The following is a 22,978-nucleotide window of genomic DNA, read 5'->3' as shown; positions in this document are numbered from 1 at the left end:
CTTATTGCTTTCCCGTAAAGCATGGGCTATCAATGGGCAAACCCGACGTCCCGCGGACGCAGACATCATCCGAGACCATGCAACTAGCTGACTTTCTAGAACTCGCCAGGGAAGAAATCTTGGCCGAATCGGTTACATATGCCAAAACGATCCTGTTGTTGAAAGACGAAGACGAAGTCGTTCTTCGGGACCATCTGCCGAAGGTGTTGAAAGCCATTTCAGCCGACCTGCGCACTGCCCAAAGTAGGACGGAGTCGATTGAGAAGTCTCATGGCGACCCGTTTGCCGCCGGTACAACTCGGGAAACCGCCGCCGAGACCCACGGTCTCGTTCGCGCTCGCAGTGGGCTGCACATCGAGCAGGTCATTGCCGAATATCGCGCTCTACGCTCTTGTGTCGTGCGTCTCTGGTCGGAGGCTGCTCCTCCAGACCCAAATGCGTTGCACGACGTCGGTCGTTTCAATGAGGCGATCGATCAGGCGCTGGCAGAGTCAGTTCGGGTGTATGCGGCCGAAGTCGAGCGATGGCGACAGATTTTTCTCGGTGTTCTTGGCCACGACCTGCGCGGCCCATTGAATGCCATCGCGATGACCGCCGAGATCATCGCCCGGAAGGCGCCAAGAGACCTTGCCCTGCCAACAGCAACACTGACGCGGAGCACTCGTCGGATGGCCTCGCTGATGGACTCACTGCTGGAATACAACAGGGCTGGCTTGGGCAGCGGGATGGCGATCGAGAGAGTGTCGATCGACCTGGAGGCGGCATGCAGCGACGAACTTGAACTGCAACGCGCAGCACTTCCAGGCGCCACGATCGAGTTGGCTGTGCGAGGGGACACGCGAGGCGAGTTCGACGGCTCCCGAATCCGCGAGGCGCTCGGCAATCTGGTTACGAATGCTGTCAAACATGGGATTTCTTCAGAACCCGTGATGGTCAGGTTGGAGGGCGAGGATCAAGTGGTTCGGCTGATAGTCGAGAACGCGGCTACCCATGAGATTGGCGCTAACGAAATGGAGCAGCTATTCGAGCCGCTGCGCCGTAGGGCCGCACACAAACCGGGGCCTGACCGCTCGCACTTTGGCCTTGGTCTGTTCATCGTCAGACAAATTGCAAAGGTGCATGGGGGAGAGGTACATGGCCATTCCTCCCCTCACCGGGTGCAGTTCACGGTGACTCTTCCGAAATCTTCACACGTCCGCCCGCGCCGCTCGGATGTGCTCTGAGAATTAAGCCCTGCGCTACGCTCTTACGATTCGCCCGAGGGAATCTCGGCCTTCTCAAGCAGCCTGAGCAGGTCATCGAAGTCGACCGGTTTGGCCACATGGTGATCAAAGCCTGCCGCCAGAGAGCGTCTTCGGTCTTCAGGGGCCTCGTAGCCCGTCAGCGCAATCAAGAGCGGCGGTGAATGCCCAGTAGTGCCCATTTGGCGCATGCGCTTGGCGACCTCATACCCATTCATGTCGGGCAATCCAATGTCGCAGAGAACTATCTGGGACCGCTGGTTGGCGAACGCGACCATAGCGCTGGCCCCGTCAAGAGCGACCTCGACCTCATACCCGGACATTCTCAACAGCATGGATAGCAAGAGGCCTGCGTCGACGTTGTCGTCGACGAGCAGTATGCGAGCTGGGACGAATGCGACCTTGGGCGTCGGCGCCAAGACAGGTTCCTCCACCTTCTCCACGCGCGGCAGGGTCACGATGAACTCGCTGCCTGCGTCAGGTCCGCCGCTTCGTGCCTCGATCGTGCCGCCATGCCGCTCGACCATGTTGCGAACCACTGTGAGCCCGATGCCGAGGCCACCCTGACTGCGGCTGAGGGAACGCTCTTCCTGCGCGAACAGGTCAAAGATATGGGGCATCGCCTCGGCCGAAATGCCGCTTCCGTTGTCGATCACCCGAACCACGATAGTGTCTTGCACCGGTCGGGCGCTCACCGCGATGGTGCCCCCCTCCGGCGTGTACTTCGCCGCGTTGTGAAGCAGGTTGCCGATGATTTGCGCCAGGCGTGTCGGGTCCCCATGTGCGTAGATGGGCGTGACAGGCATGTCCAGTGTGAGCTGCTGGCCACGCGCGTCGATGAGCGCTCTATACATCTCGACAGCCTGATTGACAAACTCGCTCACCTTCGTTGTCTGCTGGTGCAGCGTAACTTTGCCGCTGGTCACTCGCGACGCGTCAAGCAGATCGTCCAGCAGCCGCGCCATGTGATCGACCTGTCGCCGAACCACCTCCTTGATCGTCGTCAACCGGGGATCGATCGTGTCCAGCCGCTCAAGCAGCGCGACGGCGCTTCGAATGGGAGCCAAGGGATTGCGCAGTTCGTGCGCCAGCATCGCAAGGAATTCGTCCTGCTGATGCTTCGATTTCCGGGCTGCTTCTTCGAGCGTCTCTGCGGCAAGTGTGGCCAAGACCAAGCGCTCGTTGGCTTCTCTCAGATCGTCGCTGCGTGCTTCCAACCGCATCAGCTTTAATGTCGCATCATCGTAGGTTGCCGCGGCGTGATCGGGTTGCGCGGCGGGATCTTGTGGCGTCGAACTGCCAGCTTGGGCTGGAGGATCCGGAAATTCGGCGGTCACGATGGAACCTCAAAAGACTTCAGGTTTGCCGCGGATGTCCCGTCAGTAACCCAGACATGCCCGGGGTGGCTTGCCCGATAACGATGCCGGCATCGGTGATTTCATAGGGACGAAGCTCATGGCTGTGATCGCTGTTCCGAATCTTGACCACGGCCATGACTCGCTGAAGTTGGCCTTCGAGTTCCACATAGCGCTGCACGATGATGGCGTCCGTGAGAAAGGCTGCCCCGTAGGGACTGAAACGAAGATCCATGTAGCGGTCTTCCAACTCCGAGATCAACAACACTGCCGCCCCCAAGCCGGTGAGCACTGCGATCATGCGATGCAGCGACTCACGGAAATCCTCCCGGAAGCTCGGTGCCAGTGCGAGCTCGAACCCCGATATGGAGTCGATCACGACCCTCGTTGCGCCCGTGCGTTCGATCAGTTCGGTCAGGGCGTGGAGCGTCTCGTCGATTGACAAGTCGAGCGCGCGCGTATCGATCATCGCGACCTCGCCGCTGCTGATCAATTCATCGAGTCGCACCTGGTGAGATCGCGCCGGAGTTCTTTCGAAGGCGGCGATGACCCCCTTTTCTCCGGCGCGCGCGCCCTCGGCCAGGAAAGCCGCGGCAAGCTGCGACTTTCCAGAACCGGTGGGCCCTGCGACCAGAAGCGAATACCCAAGCGGCAGGCCGCCGCCCATCAAACCGTCAAGCAGTGGCACGCCCATTGATAGTCGCGCCGGAGTGCTGCCGCCATCGAGGGATGCTTTGGCGTCGGGGGGCCTGGGGCTCACCCCGATCGTGCGAGGGAAAATCTGAAGGCCGTGGTCGGTGATACGGAAAGTGTGCAGGCCTGGAATGGTGGCATGGCCGCGCATTTTCATGATCTGGATTTTTCTCACGACCGAGTTGCGCTCGACAGACTGAGCCATCCAGATGATGCCGTCGGCAACGGTGAAAATCGGATTGGCCTCGCTTTCAAGAGCGACGTACTCTCCGATCAGGAAGGTCGTGGCCTGCCAGGTGGTGAGGAGCATGCCGAGGCGCTGCACGAACTGCTGCAGATCCATCTCATTCTTGCCGACGCTCCTTGCCGACTGAACCACCGAGCGAAACGAGTCGACCATGACAAGCGCGGGCCCGAAGCGTTCGACCTCCTCGACGATCCGCTTCAGGACGCGGTTGTAGTCACCGGCTTCGACTTCGTCGGCCAGGTTGATGAATCGGATCGAGTCGTTGACCTTGGCCGCATCGAAGAAGCTGTATTGCTGCTGGTAGCGCAGCATTTTCAGTGGAGGTTCCCCGAGGACAGTGAAGAAGATGGCGCGGTGGTCGGGATTCGCGAGTGCGAACATGATCTGGTGCGCAAGGGTCGTCTTGCCGGATCCCGGCGCTCCAGCGATCAGGTTGAAGGAAAACTCCGCCAGTCCGCCCCCCAGCAACGCGTCCAAGCCAGGCACGCCGGTAGTGAGTCGTCGGATGACAACATTGCTAGTCATTAGAGAATCTCCTGGGGGGACTGGTCGGCACCGGGCACGGCCCAAGCCAAATTCAACATGCGAAACGTCAATGGTTCACCGATAAGGGAAATGAGGTGATCGACCAGGGCGAAAATCAAGGTCTCCCCTGCGAACAGAGAATCAGCGGGTGTGCGCGCCGCAAGATCTTCGCGCAAGGCGGCGAGCATCGCCTCAGTGAGTGCAGCAGCAGCCGGCATGGTCCAGTTGACTACGGTGCGCGTGCGATGAACGGCATGCGCGACCAGGGCGGCCGATGCCTGAGCGCCGACAACCAAGGCGAGTTCGGCGTGGAGCAGCCGCAAGGCCACGCGGATGGCATCCGCGATCTGCCCGGCATCTGAGCCAATGCCGAAGCGCAGGAAAAGCGCCTCCTTGATGATGTCTTCGCGCATGGCCCTCCGGCTTGAGTATGGAAATGCAAGGCGGTCCAAACTTCAGCGCGCCGCAGCGCGTGTCCGCCTTACCCTTTTACCTTAACCCTTGATGTGGAAGGCCAAGTGCGGGCCGCCCGCTCGACAGCCGAAGCATACGCGCGCCACATGTAGGACAGCGGCGTATCAATTTCGAGCGCAAATGCTGCACTGCCGCGTGTGAGGTGGCTCCACGGTGGCTCAACGGTCATCGGCCGAATACGAAAGGTGTTATGAGCAATCCATGGACAAAAAAGAACCCGTTGATGAGCATGTGGCTTAGCGCTGCCAACAAGGCGGCGGGCTCGGCTCGCGGCCAGGCTACCAGCGCTGCCAAGCGGCAGATTGGAGCAGCGCAATCCGAAGCAGCACGACAGGTCGTCGACTTCTGGAGCGGCAAAATGGCCATCCCTGCAACGAAGAGAAAGTCGCGTCGATGATAGCGCGGCCGCAAAGCCAGAATCTGGCCTGCGCGTAGACGGCATCGGTAAGCACCAGACCGAAGCGCGGAGGCGTTGCTCGCCTCCCGCGGGTGCCTGCGCCTAAGCGGCCAGAAGCTTCAACGCCATCTGCTGGACAAGCTGCAGCATCGCTTTTTGCGTGAGCGTCGCCGTGCGGCGCGAGCTCATCGCCATGAACAGCTTGCTGTGCAGGCGGGGCGCACTGATGGGCCGCGTCACGAAAGCCTGCGGACGCGCGGCAGTGGCAACGGCATTGCGCGGCAGGATGGCACTGCCCGCGCCGTCTTCGACCAGGTCGAGAATCGCGGCGACGCCATCGATCTCCAGGGCCACCTGCGGCCGGCAGCCCAGGTGGGCCATCTCGGTTTCCACGAGCATCCTGATGGCATTGGGGCGGCTGGGCATCACCAGTGGAAGGCCGGCCACTTCGCGCAGCGGTATTCCCCTGGGCTTCGCCGTGGGCGTTGCCTTGCCGGTTCTGCGCTGTATCAGGAACAGTTGCTCTTCGAGCAGGGGGGTGAGTTCCACGTCCGGCGACTGCACGGTGTTGTACAGCAATGCAATATCGAGTTGCCCGCGGGTGAGCGACTCGTACAACGCCACCGACAGGCCTTCCCTGACGGACAGCGAGGCTTCCGGCATGCGCTTTCGGACTTCGCGGAGAAGCGGAACGGTGATCACCTTGGCCACACTCGGCGGCAGGCCGATCGCAACCCGGCCGGCGAGGGCGCCGCGCACGCGGCCCAGTTCCTCGCGCGCACGCTCGACCTGGTGCAGAATGCCGCGCCCGTGCTCCAGCAGAAGCCGGCCGGCATCGGTCGGCACGGCACCTCTTCCGTTGCGGGTCAGCAGGGTCTGGCGCAGTTCCACTTCGAGCAGCCGAACCTGGCGACTGAGTGCCGGCTGCGCGATATCGAGCGCGAGCGAGGCTCGCGTAAAGCTGCCCAGTTCGGCGACACGAACAAAGTACTCCAGCTGCCGAAGATCCATGCATCGCAGTGTAGGGCAGGGTGCCAGCTATTCCCGATTGTTCTAGCTGGTAGTGGCGGCGATGGCTTCCATCCGGGCGGCAGCGCGCAGCAGAATTGCCGCATGACATCGCTCCCGATCCGCGGAATTTCGTCCATGGCCACTCGCCTTGTGCTTGGCGATCTGGCCGAAGCGTATGCGCATCTGTCAGGCAGCACGGTCGATATCGAATCTGTAGGCGGCGTCGACGCCGCGCGCCGGGTCGAGGCCGGCGAGCCATTCGACGTCGTCTTCCTGGCGTCCGGCGCCATCGACAAGCTCGTCTCGTCGGGCCGGGTGGTCGCTGGCAGCAAGGTCGACCTCGTCCATTCGGATGTGGCCGTCGCCGTGCGTGCCGGTTCGCCGAGGCCGGACATCGCCTCCGAGGACGCCGTGCGTCGCGCGGTGCAAGAGGCCGCATCGATCGGCTACTCCACCGGGCCGAGCGGCGTGGCGCTGACAAAGCTCTTCGAGCGCTGGGGCATCGCCTCCGAGATCCAGCCGCGCATCGTGCAAGCGCCGCCGGGCGTTCCGGTCGGCGAGCTGGTCGCGCGCGGCGAAGTGGCCCTGGGCTTTCAACAACTGAGCGAACTGATGCATCTCGAGGGCATCGACGTGGTCGGCCGATTGCCCGCCACCATCCAGATCACCACCACCTTCTCCGCGGGCCTTTGCGCCGCATCGACACAGGGCGCGGAAGTAGGCCGCCTGCTCGACTTCATGGGTTCACGCGCCGCGGCCGAAGCGAAGCGCCGCCACGGCATGGAACCGGCCTGAACCAAAGAGATACGCCATGACTGCATTCACCAAATCGCCCGGCTGGCTGGACTGGTACGCCGATCCGTCCAAGCCGAAGTTCAAGCTTCCGCCCGGCAGCGTGGACGCCCACTGCCACGTGTTCGGGCCGGCCGCCCGGTTTCCCTACGCACCGGAGCGCAAGTACACGCCCTGCGATGCGTCGAAGGAGCAGCTGTTCGCCCTGCGCGACCACCTCGGGTTCGACCGCAATGTGATCGTGCAGGCCACCTGCCACGGCGCGGACAACCGCGCGCTGGTGGATGCGCTCGAGGCTTCGGGCGGCCGCGCCCGGGGGGTCGCCACCGTCAAGCGAAGCGTGAGCGACGCGGAACTGCAGGCCTTGCACGCCGCCGGGGTGCGCGGCGTGCGCTTCAACTTCGTCAAGCGGCTGGTGGACTTCACGCCGAAGGACGAACTGATGGAGATCGCCGCTCGCATCCACCGGCTGGGCTGGCACGTGGTGATCTATTTCGAGGCAGTCGATCTGCCGGAGTTGTGGGACTTCTTCACCAGCCTTCCGACCACCGTGGTGGTCGACCACATGGGCCGTCCCGACGTGAGCAAGCCGATAGACGATCCCGAGTTCGAGCTGTTCGTGCGGTTCATGCGCGAGCATTCCAACGTGTGGGCCAAGGTGAGTTGCCCCGAGCGCCTGTCGATCACCGGCCCTTCGGCACGAGACGGCGAACAGGCCGCCTACCGCGACGTGGTGCCCTTCGCTCGCCGCATCGTCGAGCTGTTCCCCGACCGGGTGCTGTGGGGCACCGACTGGCCGCATCCGAACCTGAAGGATCACATGCCCGACGACGGCCTGCTGGTGGACTTCATCCCGCACATCGCGCCCACAGCCGAACTGCAGAAGAAGCTGCTGGTCGACAACCCCGCGCGGCTCTACTGGCCGCAAGAGAACTAGTTTCCCCCCGGGGCTCCCTGCCACCCGGTAGTGGGCGCTCGCCTTGCCTTTGCCTGCGTTATCGAAGTTCGGCATATCAACAAGTCTCTTTGTGGCATTGCTGATAGAGGCCACCTGGCGGACAGTGCCGACATTCCATTCACAAGGAGACATAAATGACATCAAGAAATCGTCGGCTGCTGATGCTGGGCGCTGTGGGCGCGCTGGCACCGAGCCTCAGCGCGTACGCGCAAACCTGGCCGGCGCAGCCGATCCGCATCGTGGTGCCTTTCGGCGCAGGCGGGGTGGCCGACCTCACGGCGCGCGTGGTGGCGCAGCGCCTGAGCCAATCGCTGGGCCAGCCCGTGATCATCGACAACCGCCCCGGCGCCGGGGGCGTGGTGGCGTCGGACCTCGTGGCCAAGGCGGCAGCGGACGGCTACACCTTGCTGCTGATGTCGAACGCCAGCGCGGTCAGCGCCAACCTCTTCAAGACGCTGCCTTTCGACGTGATCCGGGATCTCGCTCCGATCTCCACACTTGCCACTTTCGAGCTGGGCCTGCTTGCGCGCAGCGATGCACGCTTTCGCAATGCGACCGAGCTGCTGGCCTATGCGCGGGCCAATCCGGGCAAGCTCAACATCGGCAGCATCAATGTTGGCAGCACCCAGCACCTGGCCGCGGAGCTGCTGAAGATCCAGGGCAAGGTGGACGTGCAGGTGGTGCCCTTCAACGGCTCGCCGGCGGTGCTCACCGCGCTGCGCGGCGGTCAGATCGATGCAGCGGTGGAGATCCTGGCGCCCGTGATGGCGCAGGTCACCTCCGGCGCGCTGCGCGTGCTGGCCGTCACGAGCGAGAAGCGCTCACCGGCCCTGCCGGACGTGCCGACGATGATCGAGAGCAGCATCCCCGGGTATGCGGTGACATCGTGGAACGCACTGGCCGCGCCCGCTCGCACGCCAGCGCCGGTGATCGCACGGCTGAACCGCGAGATCGGCGCCGCCCTTGCCGACGCTGAAGTCCTCAAAAAGCTGCATGCGCTGTATGTGACGCCCGGCGCGAGCTCGCCCGAGAAGGCGCGCGAACTGCTGGCGAGTGAAGTCACGCGCTGGGGCGAAGTCATCACGCGCGCCGGCATCGCCAAGCAGTAGTCGCCGACGCCGGCCCAGCAACCTTCATCACCGAGAACCCTCATGAAAAAATCCACTGTCCTGGCAGCGAGCATGCTTTCGTGCGCCACCGCGGCAACCGCTCAATCCTCCGTCACGCTGTTCGGCGTGTTGGACGCCGGCGTCAGCTACTACAGCGCGAAAAGCACGTTCTACAACAACACCAGTGCGCTGGTTCTGCCTCCCGCCACCGCACCCACAGGCGTTACCCAAAGCCAGACGGGCTTGTCCAACAGCGGCATCTCCAACAGCCGGCTTGGATTCCGTGGCACGGAAGATCTGGGCGGTGGTTTGTCAGCCAGCTTCTGGCTCGAAGCGCAGCTGGCGAACGATACGGGGCTGGGCGGTGGGCCTGCCGGGGCGTTCGCTTTCAATAGGCGATCGACCGTGAGTCTGGCAGGGAACTTTGGCGAGATCCGCCTGGGCCGCGACTACACGCCGACCTTCTGGAACGATTCGGTGTTCAGTCCGTTCGGCACCACCGGCGTCGGCGCGAACGTCGTGTCGACCGTGGGCAGCAATATCGCGGTGGCCCGGGGCCCTGGGTCAGCGCTTGCAGCGTCGGACAACTACCTGCGCACCAACAACAGCATCGGGTACTTTCTGCCACCGACGCTCGGCGGCTTCTATGGCCAGCTTCAGTACGCGCTGCACGAAAACGTCGACGTGAGCAACGTGCCCGGCAGTCCGACCACGAAGGGCCGGTTCTTCGGTGGCCGCTTCGGCTATGCGTCGGGGCCGCTGGACGTGGCGCTGGCCTACGGCGCGAGCACCGCGGCAGATGCGACAGGGGTGAATGCCGCAGGCGGCCTCACGGGCGTCAATCTCGGCGAAAAGATCAAGACGATCAGTCTTGGCGCGTCGTACAACTTCAATGTTTTCAAGGTGATTGGCGAACTCTCGCAGGTGCGTGATCAGAAGCAATCGACGACGCCTGTTCCCGTGTTCGGGTTGCTCGCCGCGCGCGAGAACGACAAGTACACCGGCGGGCTGCTTGGCGTGACGGTGCCGGTGGGGCCGGGCCTGATCAAGGCCTCTTACTCGCGCGTGAAATTCGACAACGATCCGGGTTCCCTGGCGTCGCCTTTCGCGCCACGGCGCGACGCTTCGGTCAACAAGCTCGCCATCGGTTACGAGCACAACCTCTCCAAGCGCACCGCCCTCTACGCCACCGTGGCGCGCATCCGTGTGAAGGATGGCCAGAACAACCCGGCCATCATGGGCGCCACCACGGGCGGAACCGCGGCCTATCTGTCGACGGGAGCCGGCACTTCGGGCTATGCGCCGAGCAAGGCGATGGGGTACGACTTCGGGATCAAGCACGCCTTCTAGAGGGCGGGGCGCTTCACGGCGGCCATCAAGGGCGACATCGCGGAGTGGGGCGCAGTGGTGACGTCGCGGGCGGCAATTTCATCAACTTTTAACAACAGAAATATCTATATTGATACTTGCGAGCACTAATGCACTAGCCGTTGGAAAGCGGGCGCGCACACTACCCAGGCCGGTCCAGTCACCCTTTTCAACCGAACCTAGTACCCCGCACCATGAAAAAACTTTCCCTCATCGCCGCTGCAGTCCTGGCCGCCACGGTCACTAGCGCTGCGGTCGCCGCAACGACCACCGCCACGTTTCAGGTGCTGATCACGGTCGTCAAGGCATGCTCGGTCACGGCGGGTGCCGGTTCCAACATCGACTTCGGCTCGGTGAACTCCACCGCCACCGCCTTGTCCGCTTCCAGCAACATCAGCGTGACCTGCTCCAAGTCGACGCCCTACAACGTCGGCCTGCTGCCCTCGAATAGCAGCACCACGGGCGGCGGCGTCATGAGCCCCCTTGTGGCGGGCCCGGACACGGTGGCCTACCAGCTGCGTTCGGTGAGCGCCGCGGGGCCGGTCTGGGGCAGCACCGCCACGGACATCGATGTCGGCAACGGCGTTGCCGGCACCGGCACCGGCGCGGCGCAAACCATCCCGGTGTTCGCCACGGTTGGGAGCGCCAACGTCACGCCCGGTAGTTATGCCGACACCGTGACGGTTCAGGTCAACTACTGATCGACGGGCCGTGCGCCTGCTGCGCTACGCGGTCTTCCTTGCGCTTGCCTGCGCGCACGCGGTCGCGGCGGCGAGCGGGCTGCAGGTTTCGCCAGTCACGCTGACACTGCAGCCGGCGCAGAACGCCGATGGCCTGTGGCTCGGCAACACTGGCGACAATGTGGTTCACGCGCAGGTGCGGGTCTATCACTGGACACAGGAGAACGGCGTCGAAAAGCTGACCCCGTCGCGCGGGCTGCTGGTCAGCCCGCCGGTGGTGCAACTGGCGGTGTCGGACCGCCAGCTGATCCGCGTCATTCGTGCCGGCGCTCCCGCTGGCGTGGTCGAGGACGCGTACCGGGTCATCATCGACGAGCTGCCGGTCCAGGTGCAGGACAAGAAGGGCCTGCAGCTCGTGCTGCGCTATTCGGTCCCGATCTTCGTCGCGGCTGCCGGCGCGCAGTCTGCAGCGCCCCAGCTCAAATGGTCGCTGCGCCGGGAGGGCGTTCATGCAGTGCTCGAAGTCGCCAATAGCGGCGGAATGCACGCCCAGTTGGCCGACCTGAATTTTGTCGATAGCGCCGGCCACCGCACGCAGGTGCATGCCGGCCTGATGGGCTACGTTTTGCCGGGCGCACGGATGCGCTGGCCATTGAAATCGTCCGCAGAGGCTTTTGCACTCGGCGGCATCCTGGAAACGATGATCAATGGCCACGCGACGCAGGAACACATTCCGCCTCTCGAACGCGTCCGCTGAGCGCCTGCTGCCACTGCTGCTTCTCTCCGGTCTGATGCCCTTCGCCGCGCAGGCCGAGAGTGCTGCAACCGCCGCAAGCTCTCCGGTCGCCGCATCCGCGGACGGCGACCTCGCCGGGCCGGGCGGCAGCGACCTTTATCTGGAACTGAGCCTCAACGGAAATCCGCAAGGCCTGGTGCACTTCGGCCTGCGCGGCCAGGCGCTGTGGGCCAGCGCAGCCACACTGCGGCAGCTTGGCTTCGTGCTGCCGGCAGGCATGGCCGATCCCGTCAGGCTGAACAGCCTTCCGGGGGTGCAGGTCAAGTACGACGCGGCTCGCCAGAGCGTGGCGATCAACGCAACCGCGGACGTGCTGCGCCTGTCCAAGACCGTGGTCGACACATCGGCGGTCATCGCGCCCAGGGCCAGCGCGTCGCCCGGCCTGCTGCTCAACTACGACCTCTATGGCACGCAAGGCCGCAACAACACTTCGAGCCTCAACGCGATCACCGAACTGCGCGCGTTCAGCGCGGGCTCGGTGCTCAGCAACACGCTGATGACACGCGCGGCCCGCATCGATGACGCGGGCTGGCGGCATGACTCGGTCCGGCTCGACACCACCCTGAGCACTTCCTTCCCTGAAGACATGCTGACCCTGCGCGTGGGCGACACGACCACTGCGGCGCTGCCATGGTCGCGGTCCACGCGGATCGGCGGCGTCCAGCTCTCGCGCAACTTTGCGCTGCAGCCCTATCGCACCACCACGCCGCTGCCGGCTTTCCTGGGGGCGGCTGCGCTGCCCTCGCAGGTGGAGCTCTACATCAACGGCATGCGCCAGTACACGGGCCGGGTGCCGGCCGGGCCGTTTCAGCTCAACACGGTTCCGAGCATCAACGGCGCTGGCAACGCCCAGGTGGTTCTTACCGATGCCTTCGGCCGCGCCACGACGCTCGACTTCTCGTTGTACGACACGCAGCGGCTGCTCCAGCAGGGGCTGTCCGACTGGTCGGTCGACCTCGGCGTGGTGCGCAAGGGCTACGGCCTGCGCTCCTTCGACTACGGCAGCGACCCCGCCACCACCGGCACCTGGCGCTATGGCGTGAGCAACAGCTTCACGCTGGAGGCGCACGGCGAGGCCACGCGCGGACTGGTCAAGGGTGGCGTCGGCGGCGCGTGGCTGCTGGGGCAAAGCGGCGTGCTGTCGGGCGCGGTGGCGCAGAGCAGCTACCAGGGGCAAGGGGGCTCGCTGCTGAACCTGGGCTACAGCTGGCGCGACAACCGATTCAACTTCGCGGTCGAAGGCACCCGCACCCGCGGCGAGTACCGCGACGTCGCATCCCTGTACGGCAGTGCGCCGGCCCGCGGCTCGGGCCGCACTTCGGTCGGCTACACCACCGACAACTTCGGCAGCTTCGGCCTCAGCTATCTCTACCTGCGCTATCCCGCGCAACCGGCGACGCGCCTGGCGAGCGCCTACTGGTTCAAGTCGCTGGGACGCAGCGCCTCGCTGAACGTGAGCCTCAACCAGAACCTCGACGAGCGGCGCGAGCGCAGTCTCTTCGTCGGCTTTACCTGGTCGCTCGACGGCAAGGTCACGGCCACTGCCGGAGTGCAGCGCGATCGGGATCGCACCGTCTACACCGCCGACGTGCAGAGCTCGACCCCGAGCGACGGCGGCGTCGGCTGGCGCACCGGCCTGCGTCACGGCGGGGGCCAGAGCGGCGGACAGGCCGAGATCGACTACCTCGGCCGCTACGGCCGCGCCATGGCCGGCATCAGCATGCTCGGCGACAGCCGTTTCGCCTATGCTGGCGCCACGGGTTCGGTCGTGTTCATGGGCGGCCAGCCGTTCGCGGCGCGGCGCATCGACGATGCCTTCGCGGTGGTCTCCACGGACGGCGTCGCCGGCGTGCCGGTGAAGCTGGAGAACCGGTCGATCGGCACCACGGACGCCAATGGCATGCTGCTGGTAGCGCCGCTCAGCGCCTACCAGAACAACCACCTTTCGATCGACCCGATGCAATTGCCCGCCGACGTGCGAATCGAACGCGTGAAGACCCTCGCCACGCCGAGCGACCGCGCCGGCACGCTGGTGCGATTCGGCATCACGCCGATCCACGCGGCTGCGCTGATCCTGGTGGACGAGGCTGGCAAGCCGCTGCCGCTGGGCAGCCGCGTGCGCGCCAACGGCCGGGCCGACGAGCCCGCGCTGGTCGGCTTCGACGGCGCGGTCTATCTCGAGACGCTCGAACCCCGGAACACGCTCGACGTGCAGATGCCCAACGGCCGTTGCCAGGCCAGCTTCGATTACCGCAAGGACGGCACCGGCATTCCCCAAATCGGGCCGCTGCGCTGCGCCAGGGAGGCCAGGTCGCCATGAACCTTCAAAACCGAACCTGGCAGGGCCTGCTCATGCCCTTGATCTGCGCGTTGCTGTGGTGGCTGCCGGCAGGCAATGCGCAGGCGGCCGTCAACTGCACCGCGACGATGACGAACGTGGCTTTCGGCACGGTCGACCTGGTCGCCGGAGGCACGCCATCGCCCGTCACGGCCACGCTGAACTACACCTGCACCAACAACAGCCTCGCCGTGCAGGCCAGGGTCTGCTTCAACATAGGCGACGGCAACGAAGGCGCCGGGAACTTCAATCCGCGCATCATGAAGAGCGGCGCCACAGACACCTTGAAGTTTCAGCTCTACCAGTCGACAGGCGGCACGGTCTGGGGCACCAACGGCAACGCCTCGGTGCCGAATCCTTTCACCGTGGCGTTGAGCATTCCTGGCTGGAGTCCTTTAAGCGGCGACGGGCGCGTATCGGGAAGCACCACCATGCGCGGGGAACTGGTCGCGCTCCAGACCACCGTGCCGCCGGGCGCGTACCAGGACAGTTTCGCCGGCGACCACACCTCGATCATGCTCACGTCGGACCTGTTGTTCATGCCGCCGGACTGCAACAGCGTCCTGCTCTCGAGCAAGTTCCCGTTCGTGGTCAGCGCGACCGTCGCCAAGAGCTGCCTGGTCACGGCCGATCCGCTGAACTTCGGCAGCGTCGACGGTCTCCCGGGGGCAGCCGATATCGACCGCACGAGCACCATCAACGTGACCTGCACGACGCCGACGGCCTACACGGTCGGGCTGGCGCCATCCAATGGTGCGACGACCGGCGCCGGCGTCATGGCCCCGACGGGCGGCGTGCCGGGCAATACCGACACGGTGCCCTACCAGCTCTACCGCAACGCGGGTCACTCGAGCATCTGGGGCAACGTCACAGGCACCAACACCGTCGCGGGCACCGGCAGCGGTCTGGTTCAGGCACTGACCGTCTATGGCCGGGTGCCCGGCGCCAGCGCCAACGTGAGGCCGGACAGCTACCTCGACGTCGTGACCGTTACCGTGACCTATTGAACCCAATGGGGCAGGGGCTGGCTCTCCTCCCCGGCCGCGTCGCTGCCGAGCGCCTCTTCCACCGCGGCGCGTGTCAGCGTGGGCGAGAAGGCTTCAATGAAGGCATACACGAAGCTGCGCAGGTAGACGCCGCGGCGCACCGCGAGCTTCGTCAGGTTGATGCCGAAGAGGTGCCCTGCATCGACCGCGCGCAACTGGGTGTCGCGCTCCGCCTCGAAGGCGATGCCTGCAACGATCCCGACGCCCATGCCGAGCTCCACGTAGGTCTTGATGACGTCGGCGTCCATCGCGGTGATGGCCAGGTCGGGCTTGAGGCCGGCCTCGGCAAAGGCCTGGTCGATGCGCGTGCGCCCGGTAAAGCCGCTGTCATAGGTGACGAGCGGGTAGGCGGCCAGCCGTTCGATGGTCAGCGGCCCGTCGAGCAAGGGGTGGCCCGGTGGCGCGATCAGGGAGTGGGTCCAGCGGAAGGAGGGCAGTGCCACGAGTTGCGGGTAGTCGCCCAGCGCCTCCGTGGCGATGCCCACATCGGCCTCGCCGTCGAGCAGCATCTGCGCGATCTGTTTGGGCGAGCCCTGGCGCAGGTGCAACTGCACGTTGGGGAACCTGCCGCGGAATTCCTGCACGGCCATCGGCAACGCGTAGCGTGCCTGCGAGTGCGTCGCAGCGATCGAGAGCAGGCCCTGCTCCTGCGCGAGGAACTCCTGCCCGGCCTGGCGCAGGTTGTGGCTTTCGAGCAGCACGCGCTCGATGATCGGCAGCAGGTGGTCGCCCGGCGCAGTCAGGCCGGTCAGGCGCTTGCCCGCACGCGCGAAAAGGGCGATGCCGAGTTCATCCTCCAGTTCGCGGATCTGTCGGCTGACGCCGGGCTGGGAGGTGTGCAGCGCATGGGCTGCTTCGGTGAGGTTGAAGCCGCATCGAACGGCTTCGCGCACGGAGCGCAACTGTTGGAAATTCATGGAACGGCCGATTCTGCGGGCGTGCCTTCAGATTCCGAACAACCGATTCGTTGCTTTCAAATAGGAGAATGATCTGAGCTTTCGCGCTGGCATCCGCTTGCGCCGCTTCGGCGTCGAAAACACGGTGCGGCCGTCACTGGCAGTCTCAGACGATTTGCTCATAAGCAAGCAAGAAATTGGTTGTTCCCGATGGTCCACCCGGCCCCTACAGTCGAGGGTTCGCTGTCACTTGCCACTGGTCTCATCATGCCGGCCGTTCTGTTGCCTCACGCACCTGCCCAGACCTTCGAGATCCGGCCGCTCGACGCCCCCCTCGGCGCCGAGGTCATCGGCCTCGATATCTCCCGGCCGATCAACGACGCCGATTTCGCGCGCATCCATCGCGCGCACCTCGACCATCACGTGGTCGTGTTCCGCGGCCAGCAGGTGTCGCCCGATGCACACATCGCCTTCAGCCGGCGCTTCGGCCCGCTCGAGATCCACGTGCTGCATCAGTACCACCTGGCGGGCCATCCCGAGATCCTGATCGTCTCCAACATCAAGGAGAACGGCGAGCCAATCGGCCTTGGCGACGCCGGCGCCTACTGGCACTCGGACATCTCGTACAAGCCCAAGCCCAGCCTCGGCTCGCTGCTGCACGCGCAGGAACTGCCCGCCGAGGGCGGCGACACGCTCTTCGCAAACCAGCACCTGGCATGGGAAGCACTGAGCCCGGCGCTGCAACGTCGCATCCTGCCGCTCAAGGCCGAGCACAGCTACCTCGCCAAGTACGAGGAACTGCGGGCGAAGAACCCGTGGCGGCCCAAGCTTTCGCAGGAGCAGATCGACCAGGTCGCGCCCGCCGTGCAGCCGGTGGTGCGCACGCATCCCGAAACGGGCCGCAAGGCGCTGTTCGTCAGCGAGCATTTCACGACCGGCATCGTTGGCCTGCCGCGGGAGGAGGGTGACGCGCTGCTGGCCGAACTGTTCGCGCACAGCGTGAAGCCCGGGTTCGTCTACCGCCATCGCTGGCAGCCGCACGACCTGGTGTTCTGGGACAACCGCTCGGTGATGCATCTTGCGGCCGGCACGCCCGACCACCTGCGGCGCAAGCTCTACCGAACCACCATCCAGGGCGACACGCCCTTCTGACTTGAGCCGCTTCACAGGCAAAGCCGCTGCGCTGCGAAGGCGTGCTGGGCGTGGCGACCAGGGTTCCTCTGCACCGCTGGCCTGATGATGGCCTTGTACGCATGGCACCGATGCCAGGTGGTTACCTGAGACTACACGTCGCTGCGTCCGCGGCTGCTAGGGTCAGGCTCACATTTCCACCTGGAGCCCCCGATGCCGAATGACGACAGCACCATTGCCGATGGCCGGATGGGCCGCGAGGCCATGGACGCTTCGCGTCGTGCCCTGCTTCTGGCGTCTACAGGGTTGGCCGGTATCTTCACGCCATGGAGCGCATGGGCGGCCAGGTCGTCCACGAAGAAGGCGGCGCCCGAGCAGGATGCGGGCGGCGATATCGCGAAGCTCAACGCCGCCAACGCGACGCCCCTGCTGGCGCAAGGCTCGCGCGGCGCCGCGGTGGTGCGTGCGCAGATTCTGCTCGACCGCGCGTGGTTTTCGCCCGGCGAGATCGACGGTGGCTTCGGCGCCAACATGCGGCGCGTCGTGGCTGCCTACCAGAAGGCCAACGGCATTCCGGGCACCGGCAAGGTCGATGCCCCCACCTGGGATGCCCTGACGAAAGACACTGCGCCGCTCTTCGCTGCCTACACGATCACCGACAAGGACGCGGCTGGCCCCTTTACCCCGACGCCCGTCGACATGGCCGAGCGCGCCAAGCTCAAGTCGCTTGACTACGAGAACATCCGGGAAGCACTGTCGGAGCGGCATCACATGGCGCCGCGGCTGCTTGCGGATCTGAACAAGGGCGCGGGCTTCAGGGCCGGCGATTCGATAGTCGTGGTCAACGCGACGACCGATGCCGACGCGGGCGTGGTGGCCGCGGCGAAGTCCATCGAGATCGACAAGGGCGATCACATGTTGTTCGTGCTGGATCGCGAGGGCAAGCCGCTCGCGGGCTTCCCGATCAGCATCGGCGGGCGGCTCGACCCGTTGCCGCTCGGCAAGATGAAGATCACCAACGAGGTGAAGAATCCCACCTTCACCTACAACCCCGCGCTCCTCAAGAAGAATGTGCCGGCCAATGCCCGGAAGGTCGACATCGCGGCGGGGCCGAACAATCCCGTAGGCAATATCTGGATGGGCTTGTCGAAACCGCACTGGGGCATTCACGGCACGCCGTCGCCCGAGCGTGTCGGCCATGATGAGACCAACGGCTGCATCCACCTGACCAACTGGAATGCCGCGCGCCTGGCGCAGCTGGCCAAGGCCGGTTTCTCGGTCGAGGTCAGGGCCTGAGGATGCGCATGGCAGGCCTTGGCAAGCGCTCCATCGTGGCGTGCGCCGGCTGTCTGCTGGGCGTTGCCTGGGGCCTTGGTGTAAGTGTGCCGCGGGTGCAGCAAGGGGCGAAGCCGGACGACGGCCCCGGGCTGCTCGCCGCGCGCTCGCTCGCGATGCCTGTGGCGGGCGTGCAGGCGCAGGCGCTGCAGGACACCTTCGACGACGGCCGTGCGGGTGGGGCGCACGAGGCCATCGACATCCCCGCGCCGCGCGGGACGCCGGTGCGCGCAGTGGACGACGGCACCCTGGTCAAGCTCTTCACGAGCGTGCCGGGCGGCCTCACGATCTACCAATTCGATCCCACCGGCCAGCTCGCCTACTACTACGCGCACCTGGATCGCTACGCCGACCACCTGCACGAGGGCATGGTCTTGCGGCGCGGCGACCTGATCGGCTACGTCGGAACCACGGGCAACGCGCCCGGGAACGCGCCGCACCTGCACTTCGCTGTCTTCCGGCTCGGCGCGGACAAGCGTTGGTGGCAGGGCACGGCCATCAACCCCTACCCAGCCCTGCGGCGTCTGCGGTGAAGCGCAAACGTCTAGACTCTTGCACGCAGCACCGCCCGGAATCGCTTGAGGGCTGTGCCGGATCGACAGAATGAGTCCGCTTGCAATGGAACCACAGCCGCGTACAACCAGCATCAGCACCGAGGAGCGGTATCGCCTGCTCGTGGACGCGGTCGCAGACTCTGCGATCTACATGCTGGATCCGGACGGATTCGTTGTCAGCTGGAATGTCGGCGCAGAGCGGCTCAAGGGCTACACGGAGTCCGAGATCGTAGGCCGCCACTTTTCGCTGTTCTACGAGCCCGAAGACGTTCAGAGCGGGCTGCCGGCCAGGGCGCTGGCGACTGCATTGCAGAGGGGGCGGTTCGAATCGGAAGGTTGGCGCCACGCCAAGGGGGGGCGTCGCTTCTGGGCGCAGGTGGTTGTGCATCCCATCTGGTCGCCGGCCAAGGAACTGCTCGGCTACGCGAAGGTGACCCGCGATCTCAGCGAGCGACGGGCTGCCGAAGACGCCTTGCGACGCAGCGAGGAGCAGTTCAGGCTGCTTGTCCAGGCGGTGACCGACTACGCGATCTACATGCTCGACCCCGAGGGCATCATCACGAACTGGAATTCCGGGGGTCAGCGAATCAAAGGCTATGAGCCTGCCGAAGTCATCGGCACGCACTTTTCGCGCTTCTACCGTGCCGAAGACCGGAACCAGGGCCTTCCTGCAAGAGCGCTTGCGATCGCAGCCGCCGAGGGCCGGTTCGAGGGCGAGGGCTGGCGCGTGCGCAAGGACGGAACCGAATTCTGGGCCAACGTGGTGATCGACCCGATCTACGGCAGCAACGGGGAGCTCCGCGGATTTGCCAAGGTCACGCGGGACATCACGGAGAAACGCAATGCCCAGCTCGCACTCGAGCAGGCGCGCGAAGCGCTCTTCCAGTCGCAGAAGCTGGATGCGATCGGGCAACTCACCGGGGGTGTGGCGCACGACTTCAACAACCTGTTGATGGTCATCCTCACAAGTCTCGAGCTGTTGCGGCGTCGTTTGCCTGCAGATGAAAAGCTCCGGCAGCTGGTGGAGAACGCCGTGCAGGGCGCCAAGCGCGGCGTGTCGCTCACCCAGCGCATGCTGGCTTTCGCGCGCCGGCAGGAGCTCCGTCCCGAAAGCGTGCATCTGCCGTTTGTCATCGGCGGCATGACGGACATGCTCGAGCGCACGCTCGGGCCGACGATTCTCATCGAGCGCGAGTTTGCGGCGCAACTCGGTCCGGCGCTCGTGGATCCGCATCAGCTCGAGCTGGCCATCCTGAACCTCGCAGTCAACGCGCGCGACGCAATGCCGAACGGTGGCACGCTGCGTCTGGAGGCAACGCAAGAGGTGCTTGCCGCCTCGCAGGGCCTGCAGGCGGGAACATTCGTGCGCCTGTCGATTTCTGACAGCGGCAGCGGGATGAGCCCCGAAGTGTTGACGCGTGCCATGGAGCCTTTCTTCACGACGAAGGGTGTCGGCAAGGGCACCGGCCTGGGCCTGGCCATGGTGCAGGGGCTGGCGGTTCAGTCCGGCGGAAAATTCGTGATGACCAGCACCGAGGGTGTCGGGACGACCGCATCGCTTTGGCTCCCTTCGACAAGGGGCGAGGTGCACGAGGCGCTGCCTGGGGGCCATGCTGCACCACCGCCCGCTGCAGCGCAGTGCGTTGCGGCCCTGAAGGTTGTCGCGGTCGATGACGACCCGCTGGTACTGGCCGGCACCGCTTCGATGCTGGAGGATCTCGGACATTCGGTGTTCAGCGCCTCGGGCGCCGTGGAGGCCCTGGGCCTGATTCGGAACGAACCCGGAATCGATCTGGTGATTTCCGACCAGGTCATGCCCAAGATGACCGGCTTGCAGTTGTTTGAAGTGCTGCGCAAGGAGCATCCCGAGCTGCGCCTGATTCTGGCCTCCGGCTTTGCGGACTGGCCGGCCAGCGCCTACGCGCTGGCGGTCAAGGTCGCCAAGCCTTTCGACCAGCAGCAGCTCGCCGATGCGATCGGGCGGGCCATGGGCAACGATGGTCCGGGCTAGGAACAGCGGGCTTTTCAAGCCAGCATCGAGGCACCCATCATCCGCCGGTACCACGCGTGGAAGTGCTGCATGCCGTCTTCCAGCGGCGACTGGTACGGTCCGACATCGGAGACGCCGCGCTCGAACAACGCGCGGCGTCCCGCATCCATGCGCTCGCCGATCTCGTCGTCTTCCCTCACCGTTTCCATGTAGGCCGCACGGTGCGCCTCGATGAACTCACGCTCGAAGGCGGCGATCTCCTCGGGGTAGTAGAACTCGACGACGTTGATAGTGCTCTGCGGCCCCTTGGGGTAGAGGGTGGACAGAACCAGCACATGCGGGTACAGCTCGATCATGTGGGTCGGGAAGTAGGTGACCCACACCGCGCCGAAATCGGGCGCGCTGCCGGTGCGGTAGTCCAGCAGGCGATCGTGCCAGGCGCGATAGACCTCCGAGCCCGGCGCGCCCAGCGACTGGTGCACGCCGACGCGCTGCATGCTGTAGAAATCGGCGAAGTCCCAGCTCAGGTCGTCGCAATCCACGAAGCTGCCGAGGCCGGGGTGGAACGGCGCGACGTGGTAGTCCTCCAGGTACACCTCGATGAAGGTCTTCCAGTTGTAGTTGCATTGGTGGACTTCGACGTGGTCGAGCACATAGTCCGAGAAATCGAACTCCGGCTGCGCGAACAGCGCCGCCATATCCCGCGCCGGATCGCGCGCACCTTCGAACAGCTGGCCGTGGCAATTGCGCAGCGGAAAGCGCTGCAGGTTCTTGCAGGGCTTCTGCTCGAACTGCGGCGCGCCAAGCAGTTCGCCGCGGTCGTTGTAGGTCCAGCGGTGCAGCGGACAGACGATGTGTCCGCCCGCCGCATCCAGGTTTCCGCTCGGGTTGGCGGGCCCCCTCACGTCGCCGGTTTCTCCGCCGAGGATCAGCGCCTGCCGGTGCCGGCAGACGTTGGACATCAGCTCCACGCCCTGCGCATTGCGCACCAGCACACGGCCTCCGCCCTCCTGCGCAAGGCGCCGCCAGTCACCGACGTGCGGGACGGCTTTCTCGTGGCCCACATAGCGGGCCGACTTGTTGAAGATGAGTTCCTGCTCGCGCGCGAGCAGGGCTTCGTCGAAATAGGCGCTGACCGGCAACTGCGTGACTGCCGGCAGAACACGCGCCAGGCGTGCGACAACGTTCATGGGAATCTCCAAAGCGTGACGAACCACGCCGGCCCGTACGGGCTTCGGCGCACCGAGAGAACGGGGAGGCCGGACTACGAAGGATCGGCCAGCAGGCGGGCGATGCGCGTGTCGAGCGGGAGCTTGGGGCAGGTGCTGCATTTCTCGCCGTCGGGTCGGCGGAAGTGGTGGCAGCACACCTTGCGGTCGAGCGCGAGTGCGGGCGTGCCGTCGCGCGCCCGGTAGGCGAAGAAGCCGCAGCCGCCGGCAATGCCGAGCTGCGTGAGCCAGTCGGCTCCCAGCGCGACGAGTTCGGCGTCGGGCCGTGCGGGTTGTTGGCGCCGCACCAGCAGCAGTGCGCCGAGCACGCATTCGGCCTGCAGCCGGTCGGCGGCGCGGGGGTGCAGCGCCACCAGCGGCATCAGCACTTCGCGCGTGGCGTCGCAAAGCGTGCGCAGTTCATCGGCCGAGAGCCGCATGCGCGTGGACAGGTCGCCGGTCGCCGGCACGTGAACCGGCAGCCGGAAGCCGGTGGGAAAGCCGGCGACCACCGCTTGCGCCAAACCCGCGAGGCGCGGCACGTGCGTATCGAGATGCGTGGCGATCACGCCCAGATAGACCGGCTGCCAGATCGCCAGCCCCCAGCAGCGCAGCGCCACGTAGTGCGCCCCGGCGGCGCCGTGTGCCTGTGTCCAGTGACGGCACAGCGCGCGCAGTGCCGTCTCGCCATCCGCGATCTCGTCGTCGCGGCGAAGCGCATCGGGCAGCGGCACGTCGCTCTGTTCGCCGCGCAGACCCGGGACGATGCGCTCGGCCAACTGCAACACGCGGGCGAGGTTCGGATCGGTGTCGATGATCGCCCGCATGGGATCC

The 22,978-nt window shown here is 65.4% G+C and carries 21 protein-coding genes; 14 read left to right on the top strand and 7 right to left on the bottom strand.

Features of this window, described 5'->3' with window-relative positions:
* The first annotated feature begins 32 nt into the window (after positions 1–32).
* A complete protein-coding gene (locus tag ACSFA8_RS09790; RefSeq protein WP_435479320.1) occupies positions 33–1,223 on the top strand; it encodes a sensor histidine kinase in 1,191 nt (396 codons plus the stop codon).
* Between the two features lie 23 nt (positions 1,224–1,246).
* On the opposite strand, the gene ACSFA8_RS09785 is transcribed toward ACSFA8_RS09790, so the two are convergent.
* From ACSFA8_RS09785 to ACSFA8_RS09775, 3 genes are read right to left on the bottom strand one after another with little or no spacing between them, the layout of a single operon-like run.
* Positions 1,247–2,578: a hybrid sensor histidine kinase/response regulator gene (locus ACSFA8_RS09785; protein WP_435479319.1), complete on the bottom strand. Its 1,332-nt coding sequence runs from the start codon at positions 2,576–2,578 to the stop codon at positions 1,247–1,249.
* A 19-nt stretch (positions 2,579–2,597) separates the two neighbouring features.
* Positions 2,598–4,061: an RAD55 family ATPase gene (locus ACSFA8_RS09780; protein WP_435479318.1), complete on the bottom strand. Its 1,464-nt coding sequence runs from the start codon at positions 4,059–4,061 to the stop codon at positions 2,598–2,600.
* Positions 4,061–4,474, bottom strand: coding sequence for a hypothetical protein (locus ACSFA8_RS09775; RefSeq protein WP_435479317.1), 414 nt, complete (start codon positions 4,472–4,474; stop codon positions 4,061–4,063). Before ACSFA8_RS09775 ends, ACSFA8_RS09780 begins: the two co-directional genes overlap by 1 nt.
* Positions 4,475–4,725: 251 nt before the next feature.
* Here ACSFA8_RS09775 and ACSFA8_RS09770 point away from each other — a divergent pair, with 251 nt between their 5' ends.
* The gene (locus ACSFA8_RS09770) at positions 4,726–4,932 is read left to right on the top strand and encodes a hypothetical protein (protein ID WP_435479316.1); all 207 of its coding nucleotides are present in this window, start codon (positions 4,726–4,728) and stop codon (positions 4,930–4,932) included.
* A gap of 102 nt (positions 4,933–5,034) precedes the next feature.
* On the opposite strand, the gene ACSFA8_RS09765 is transcribed toward ACSFA8_RS09770, so the two are convergent.
* Complete coding sequence (locus ACSFA8_RS09765) at positions 5,035–5,943, bottom strand: LysR substrate-binding domain-containing protein (RefSeq protein WP_435479315.1); 909 nt, start codon at positions 5,941–5,943, stop codon at positions 5,035–5,037.
* A 135-nt stretch (positions 5,944–6,078) separates the two neighbouring features.
* On the opposite strand from ACSFA8_RS09765, the gene ACSFA8_RS09760 reads away from it, so the two are divergent.
* The 8 genes from ACSFA8_RS09760 to ACSFA8_RS09725 all read left to right on the top strand — a co-directional run bounded on the left by ACSFA8_RS09760 (position 6,079) and on the right by ACSFA8_RS09725 (position 14,991).
* Positions 6,079–6,738: a substrate-binding domain-containing protein gene (locus tag ACSFA8_RS09760; RefSeq protein WP_435479314.1), complete on the top strand. Its 660-nt coding sequence runs from the start codon at positions 6,079–6,081 to the stop codon at positions 6,736–6,738.
* Between the two features lie 16 nt (positions 6,739–6,754).
* On the top strand, positions 6,755–7,672 hold the full coding sequence (locus tag ACSFA8_RS09755) for an amidohydrolase family protein (RefSeq protein ID WP_435479313.1): 918 nt from the start codon (positions 6,755–6,757) through the stop codon (positions 7,670–7,672).
* Positions 7,673–7,827: 155 nt separating this feature from the next.
* Entirely contained in the window at positions 7,828–8,802 is a 975-nt protein-coding gene (locus ACSFA8_RS09750; RefSeq protein ID WP_435479312.1) for a Bug family tripartite tricarboxylate transporter substrate binding protein, read from the top strand.
* Between the two features lie 42 nt (positions 8,803–8,844).
* Entirely contained in the window at positions 8,845–10,152 is a 1,308-nt protein-coding gene (locus ACSFA8_RS09745; protein WP_435479311.1) for a porin, read from the top strand.
* A gap of 212 nt (positions 10,153–10,364) precedes the next feature.
* The gene (locus tag ACSFA8_RS09740) at positions 10,365–10,871 is read left to right on the top strand and encodes a Csu type fimbrial protein (RefSeq protein WP_435479310.1); all 507 of its coding nucleotides are present in this window, start codon (positions 10,365–10,367) and stop codon (positions 10,869–10,871) included.
* A 10-nt stretch (positions 10,872–10,881) separates the two neighbouring features.
* The gene (locus tag ACSFA8_RS09735) at positions 10,882–11,607 is read left to right on the top strand and encodes a fimbrial biogenesis chaperone (protein ID WP_435479309.1); all 726 of its coding nucleotides are present in this window, start codon (positions 10,882–10,884) and stop codon (positions 11,605–11,607) included.
* Positions 11,558–13,966 carry a fimbria/pilus outer membrane usher protein gene (locus ACSFA8_RS09730; RefSeq protein WP_435479308.1) on the top strand — a complete coding sequence of 803 codons (2,409 nt, stop codon included), beginning with the start codon at positions 11,558–11,560 and terminating at the stop codon, positions 13,964–13,966. Before ACSFA8_RS09735 ends, ACSFA8_RS09730 begins: the two co-directional genes overlap by 50 nt.
* Positions 13,963–14,991, top strand: coding sequence for a Csu type fimbrial protein (locus tag ACSFA8_RS09725; protein ID WP_435479307.1), 1,029 nt, complete (start codon positions 13,963–13,965; stop codon positions 14,989–14,991). Before ACSFA8_RS09730 ends, ACSFA8_RS09725 begins: the two co-directional genes overlap by 4 nt.
* Here the strand turns inward: ACSFA8_RS09725 and ACSFA8_RS09720 are convergent.
* Positions 14,985–15,947, bottom strand: coding sequence for a CysB family HTH-type transcriptional regulator (locus tag ACSFA8_RS09720; RefSeq protein WP_435479306.1), 963 nt, complete (start codon positions 15,945–15,947; stop codon positions 14,985–14,987). The two genes, ACSFA8_RS09725 and ACSFA8_RS09720, sit on opposite strands and share 7 nt — an antisense overlap.
* 246 nt (positions 15,948–16,193) lie before the next feature.
* Here ACSFA8_RS09720 and ACSFA8_RS09715 point away from each other — a divergent pair, with 246 nt between their 5' ends.
* The 4 genes from ACSFA8_RS09715 (at position 16,194) to ACSFA8_RS09700 (ending at position 20,957) form a co-directional block, all read left to right on the top strand.
* On the top strand, positions 16,194–17,078 hold the full coding sequence (locus ACSFA8_RS09715; RefSeq protein ID WP_435479305.1) for a TauD/TfdA dioxygenase family protein: 885 nt from the start codon (positions 16,194–16,196) through the stop codon (positions 17,076–17,078).
* Positions 17,079–17,270: 192 nt separating this feature from the next.
* Entirely contained in the window at positions 17,271–18,353 is a 1,083-nt protein-coding gene (locus tag ACSFA8_RS09710) for a L,D-transpeptidase family protein (protein WP_435479304.1), read from the top strand.
* 8 nt (positions 18,354–18,361) lie between these two features.
* Positions 18,362–18,925 carry a M23 family metallopeptidase gene (locus ACSFA8_RS09705; protein WP_435479303.1) on the top strand — a complete coding sequence of 188 codons (564 nt, stop codon included), beginning with the start codon at positions 18,362–18,364 and terminating at the stop codon, positions 18,923–18,925.
* Between the two features lie 70 nt (positions 18,926–18,995).
* Positions 18,996–20,957 carry a hybrid sensor histidine kinase/response regulator gene (locus ACSFA8_RS09700; protein WP_435479302.1) on the top strand — a complete coding sequence of 654 codons (1,962 nt, stop codon included), beginning with the start codon at positions 18,996–18,998 and terminating at the stop codon, positions 20,955–20,957.
* A 14-nt stretch (positions 20,958–20,971) separates the two neighbouring features.
* On the opposite strand, the gene ACSFA8_RS09695 is transcribed toward ACSFA8_RS09700, so the two are convergent.
* Together ACSFA8_RS09695 and ACSFA8_RS09690 are read right to left on the bottom strand one after the other, a co-directional pair.
* The gene (locus tag ACSFA8_RS09695; protein WP_435479301.1) at positions 20,972–22,126 is read right to left on the bottom strand and encodes an aromatic ring-hydroxylating oxygenase subunit alpha; all 1,155 of its coding nucleotides are present in this window, start codon (positions 22,124–22,126) and stop codon (positions 20,972–20,974) included.
* 74 nt (positions 22,127–22,200) lie between these two features.
* Positions 22,201–22,971 (bottom strand): siderophore ferric iron reductase, encoded by a 771-nt coding sequence (locus tag ACSFA8_RS09690; RefSeq protein WP_435479300.1) that lies wholly within the window; start codon positions 22,969–22,971, stop codon positions 22,201–22,203.
* Between the last annotated feature and the right edge of the window lie 7 nt (positions 22,972–22,978).

The organism is Variovorax nitratireducens (assembly GCF_051216545.1).
Classification (GTDB): Bacteria; Pseudomonadota; Gammaproteobacteria; order Burkholderiales; family Burkholderiaceae_C; genus Variovorax.
This window is presented reverse-complemented; position numbering and strand designations above follow the sequence as displayed.

Bases quoted from the DNA above. Each gene is read 5' to 3' on its own strand.
- ACSFA8_RS09700 (WP_435479302.1), top strand. From the start codon at position 18,996: ATGAGTCCGCTTGCAATGGAACCACAGCCGCGTACAACCAGCATCAGC.
- ACSFA8_RS09750 (WP_435479312.1), top strand. From the start codon at position 7,828: ATGACATCAAGAAATCGTCGGCTGCTGATGCTGGGCGCTGTGGGCGCG.
- ACSFA8_RS09760 (WP_435479314.1), top strand. From the start codon at position 6,079: ATGGCCACTCGCCTTGTGCTTGGCGATCTGGCCGAAGCGTATGCGCAT.
- ACSFA8_RS09690 (WP_435479300.1), bottom strand. From the start codon at position 22,971: ATGCGGGCGATCATCGACACCGATCCGAACCTCGCCCGCGTGTTGCAG.
- ACSFA8_RS09710 (WP_435479304.1), top strand. From the start codon at position 17,271: ATGCCGAATGACGACAGCACCATTGCCGATGGCCGGATGGGCCGCGAG.
- ACSFA8_RS09745 (WP_435479311.1), top strand. From the start codon at position 8,845: ATGAAAAAATCCACTGTCCTGGCAGCGAGCATGCTTTCGTGCGCCACC.
- ACSFA8_RS09705 (WP_435479303.1), top strand. From the start codon at position 18,362: ATGGCAGGCCTTGGCAAGCGCTCCATCGTGGCGTGCGCCGGCTGTCTG.
- ACSFA8_RS09775 (WP_435479317.1), bottom strand. From the start codon at position 4,474: ATGCGCGAAGACATCATCAAGGAGGCGCTTTTCCTGCGCTTCGGCATT.
- ACSFA8_RS09755 (WP_435479313.1), top strand. From the start codon at position 6,755: ATGACTGCATTCACCAAATCGCCCGGCTGGCTGGACTGGTACGCCGAT.
- ACSFA8_RS09730 (WP_435479308.1), top strand. From the start codon at position 11,558: ATGGCCACGCGACGCAGGAACACATTCCGCCTCTCGAACGCGTCCGCT.
- ACSFA8_RS09720 (WP_435479306.1), bottom strand. From the start codon at position 15,947: ATGAATTTCCAACAGTTGCGCTCCGTGCGCGAAGCCGTTCGATGCGGC.
- ACSFA8_RS09770 (WP_435479316.1), top strand. From the start codon at position 4,726: ATGAGCAATCCATGGACAAAAAAGAACCCGTTGATGAGCATGTGGCTT.
- ACSFA8_RS09715 (WP_435479305.1), top strand. From the start codon at position 16,194: ATGCCGGCCGTTCTGTTGCCTCACGCACCTGCCCAGACCTTCGAGATC.
- ACSFA8_RS09695 (WP_435479301.1), bottom strand. From the start codon at position 22,126: ATGAACGTTGTCGCACGCCTGGCGCGTGTTCTGCCGGCAGTCACGCAG.
- ACSFA8_RS09790 (WP_435479320.1), top strand. From the start codon at position 33: ATGGGCAAACCCGACGTCCCGCGGACGCAGACATCATCCGAGACCATG.
- ACSFA8_RS09765 (WP_435479315.1), bottom strand. From the start codon at position 5,943: ATGGATCTTCGGCAGCTGGAGTACTTTGTTCGTGTCGCCGAACTGGGC.
- ACSFA8_RS09725 (WP_435479307.1), top strand. From the start codon at position 13,963: ATGAACCTTCAAAACCGAACCTGGCAGGGCCTGCTCATGCCCTTGATC.
- ACSFA8_RS09780 (WP_435479318.1), bottom strand. From the start codon at position 4,061: ATGACTAGCAATGTTGTCATCCGACGACTCACTACCGGCGTGCCTGGC.
- ACSFA8_RS09740 (WP_435479310.1), top strand. From the start codon at position 10,365: ATGAAAAAACTTTCCCTCATCGCCGCTGCAGTCCTGGCCGCCACGGTC.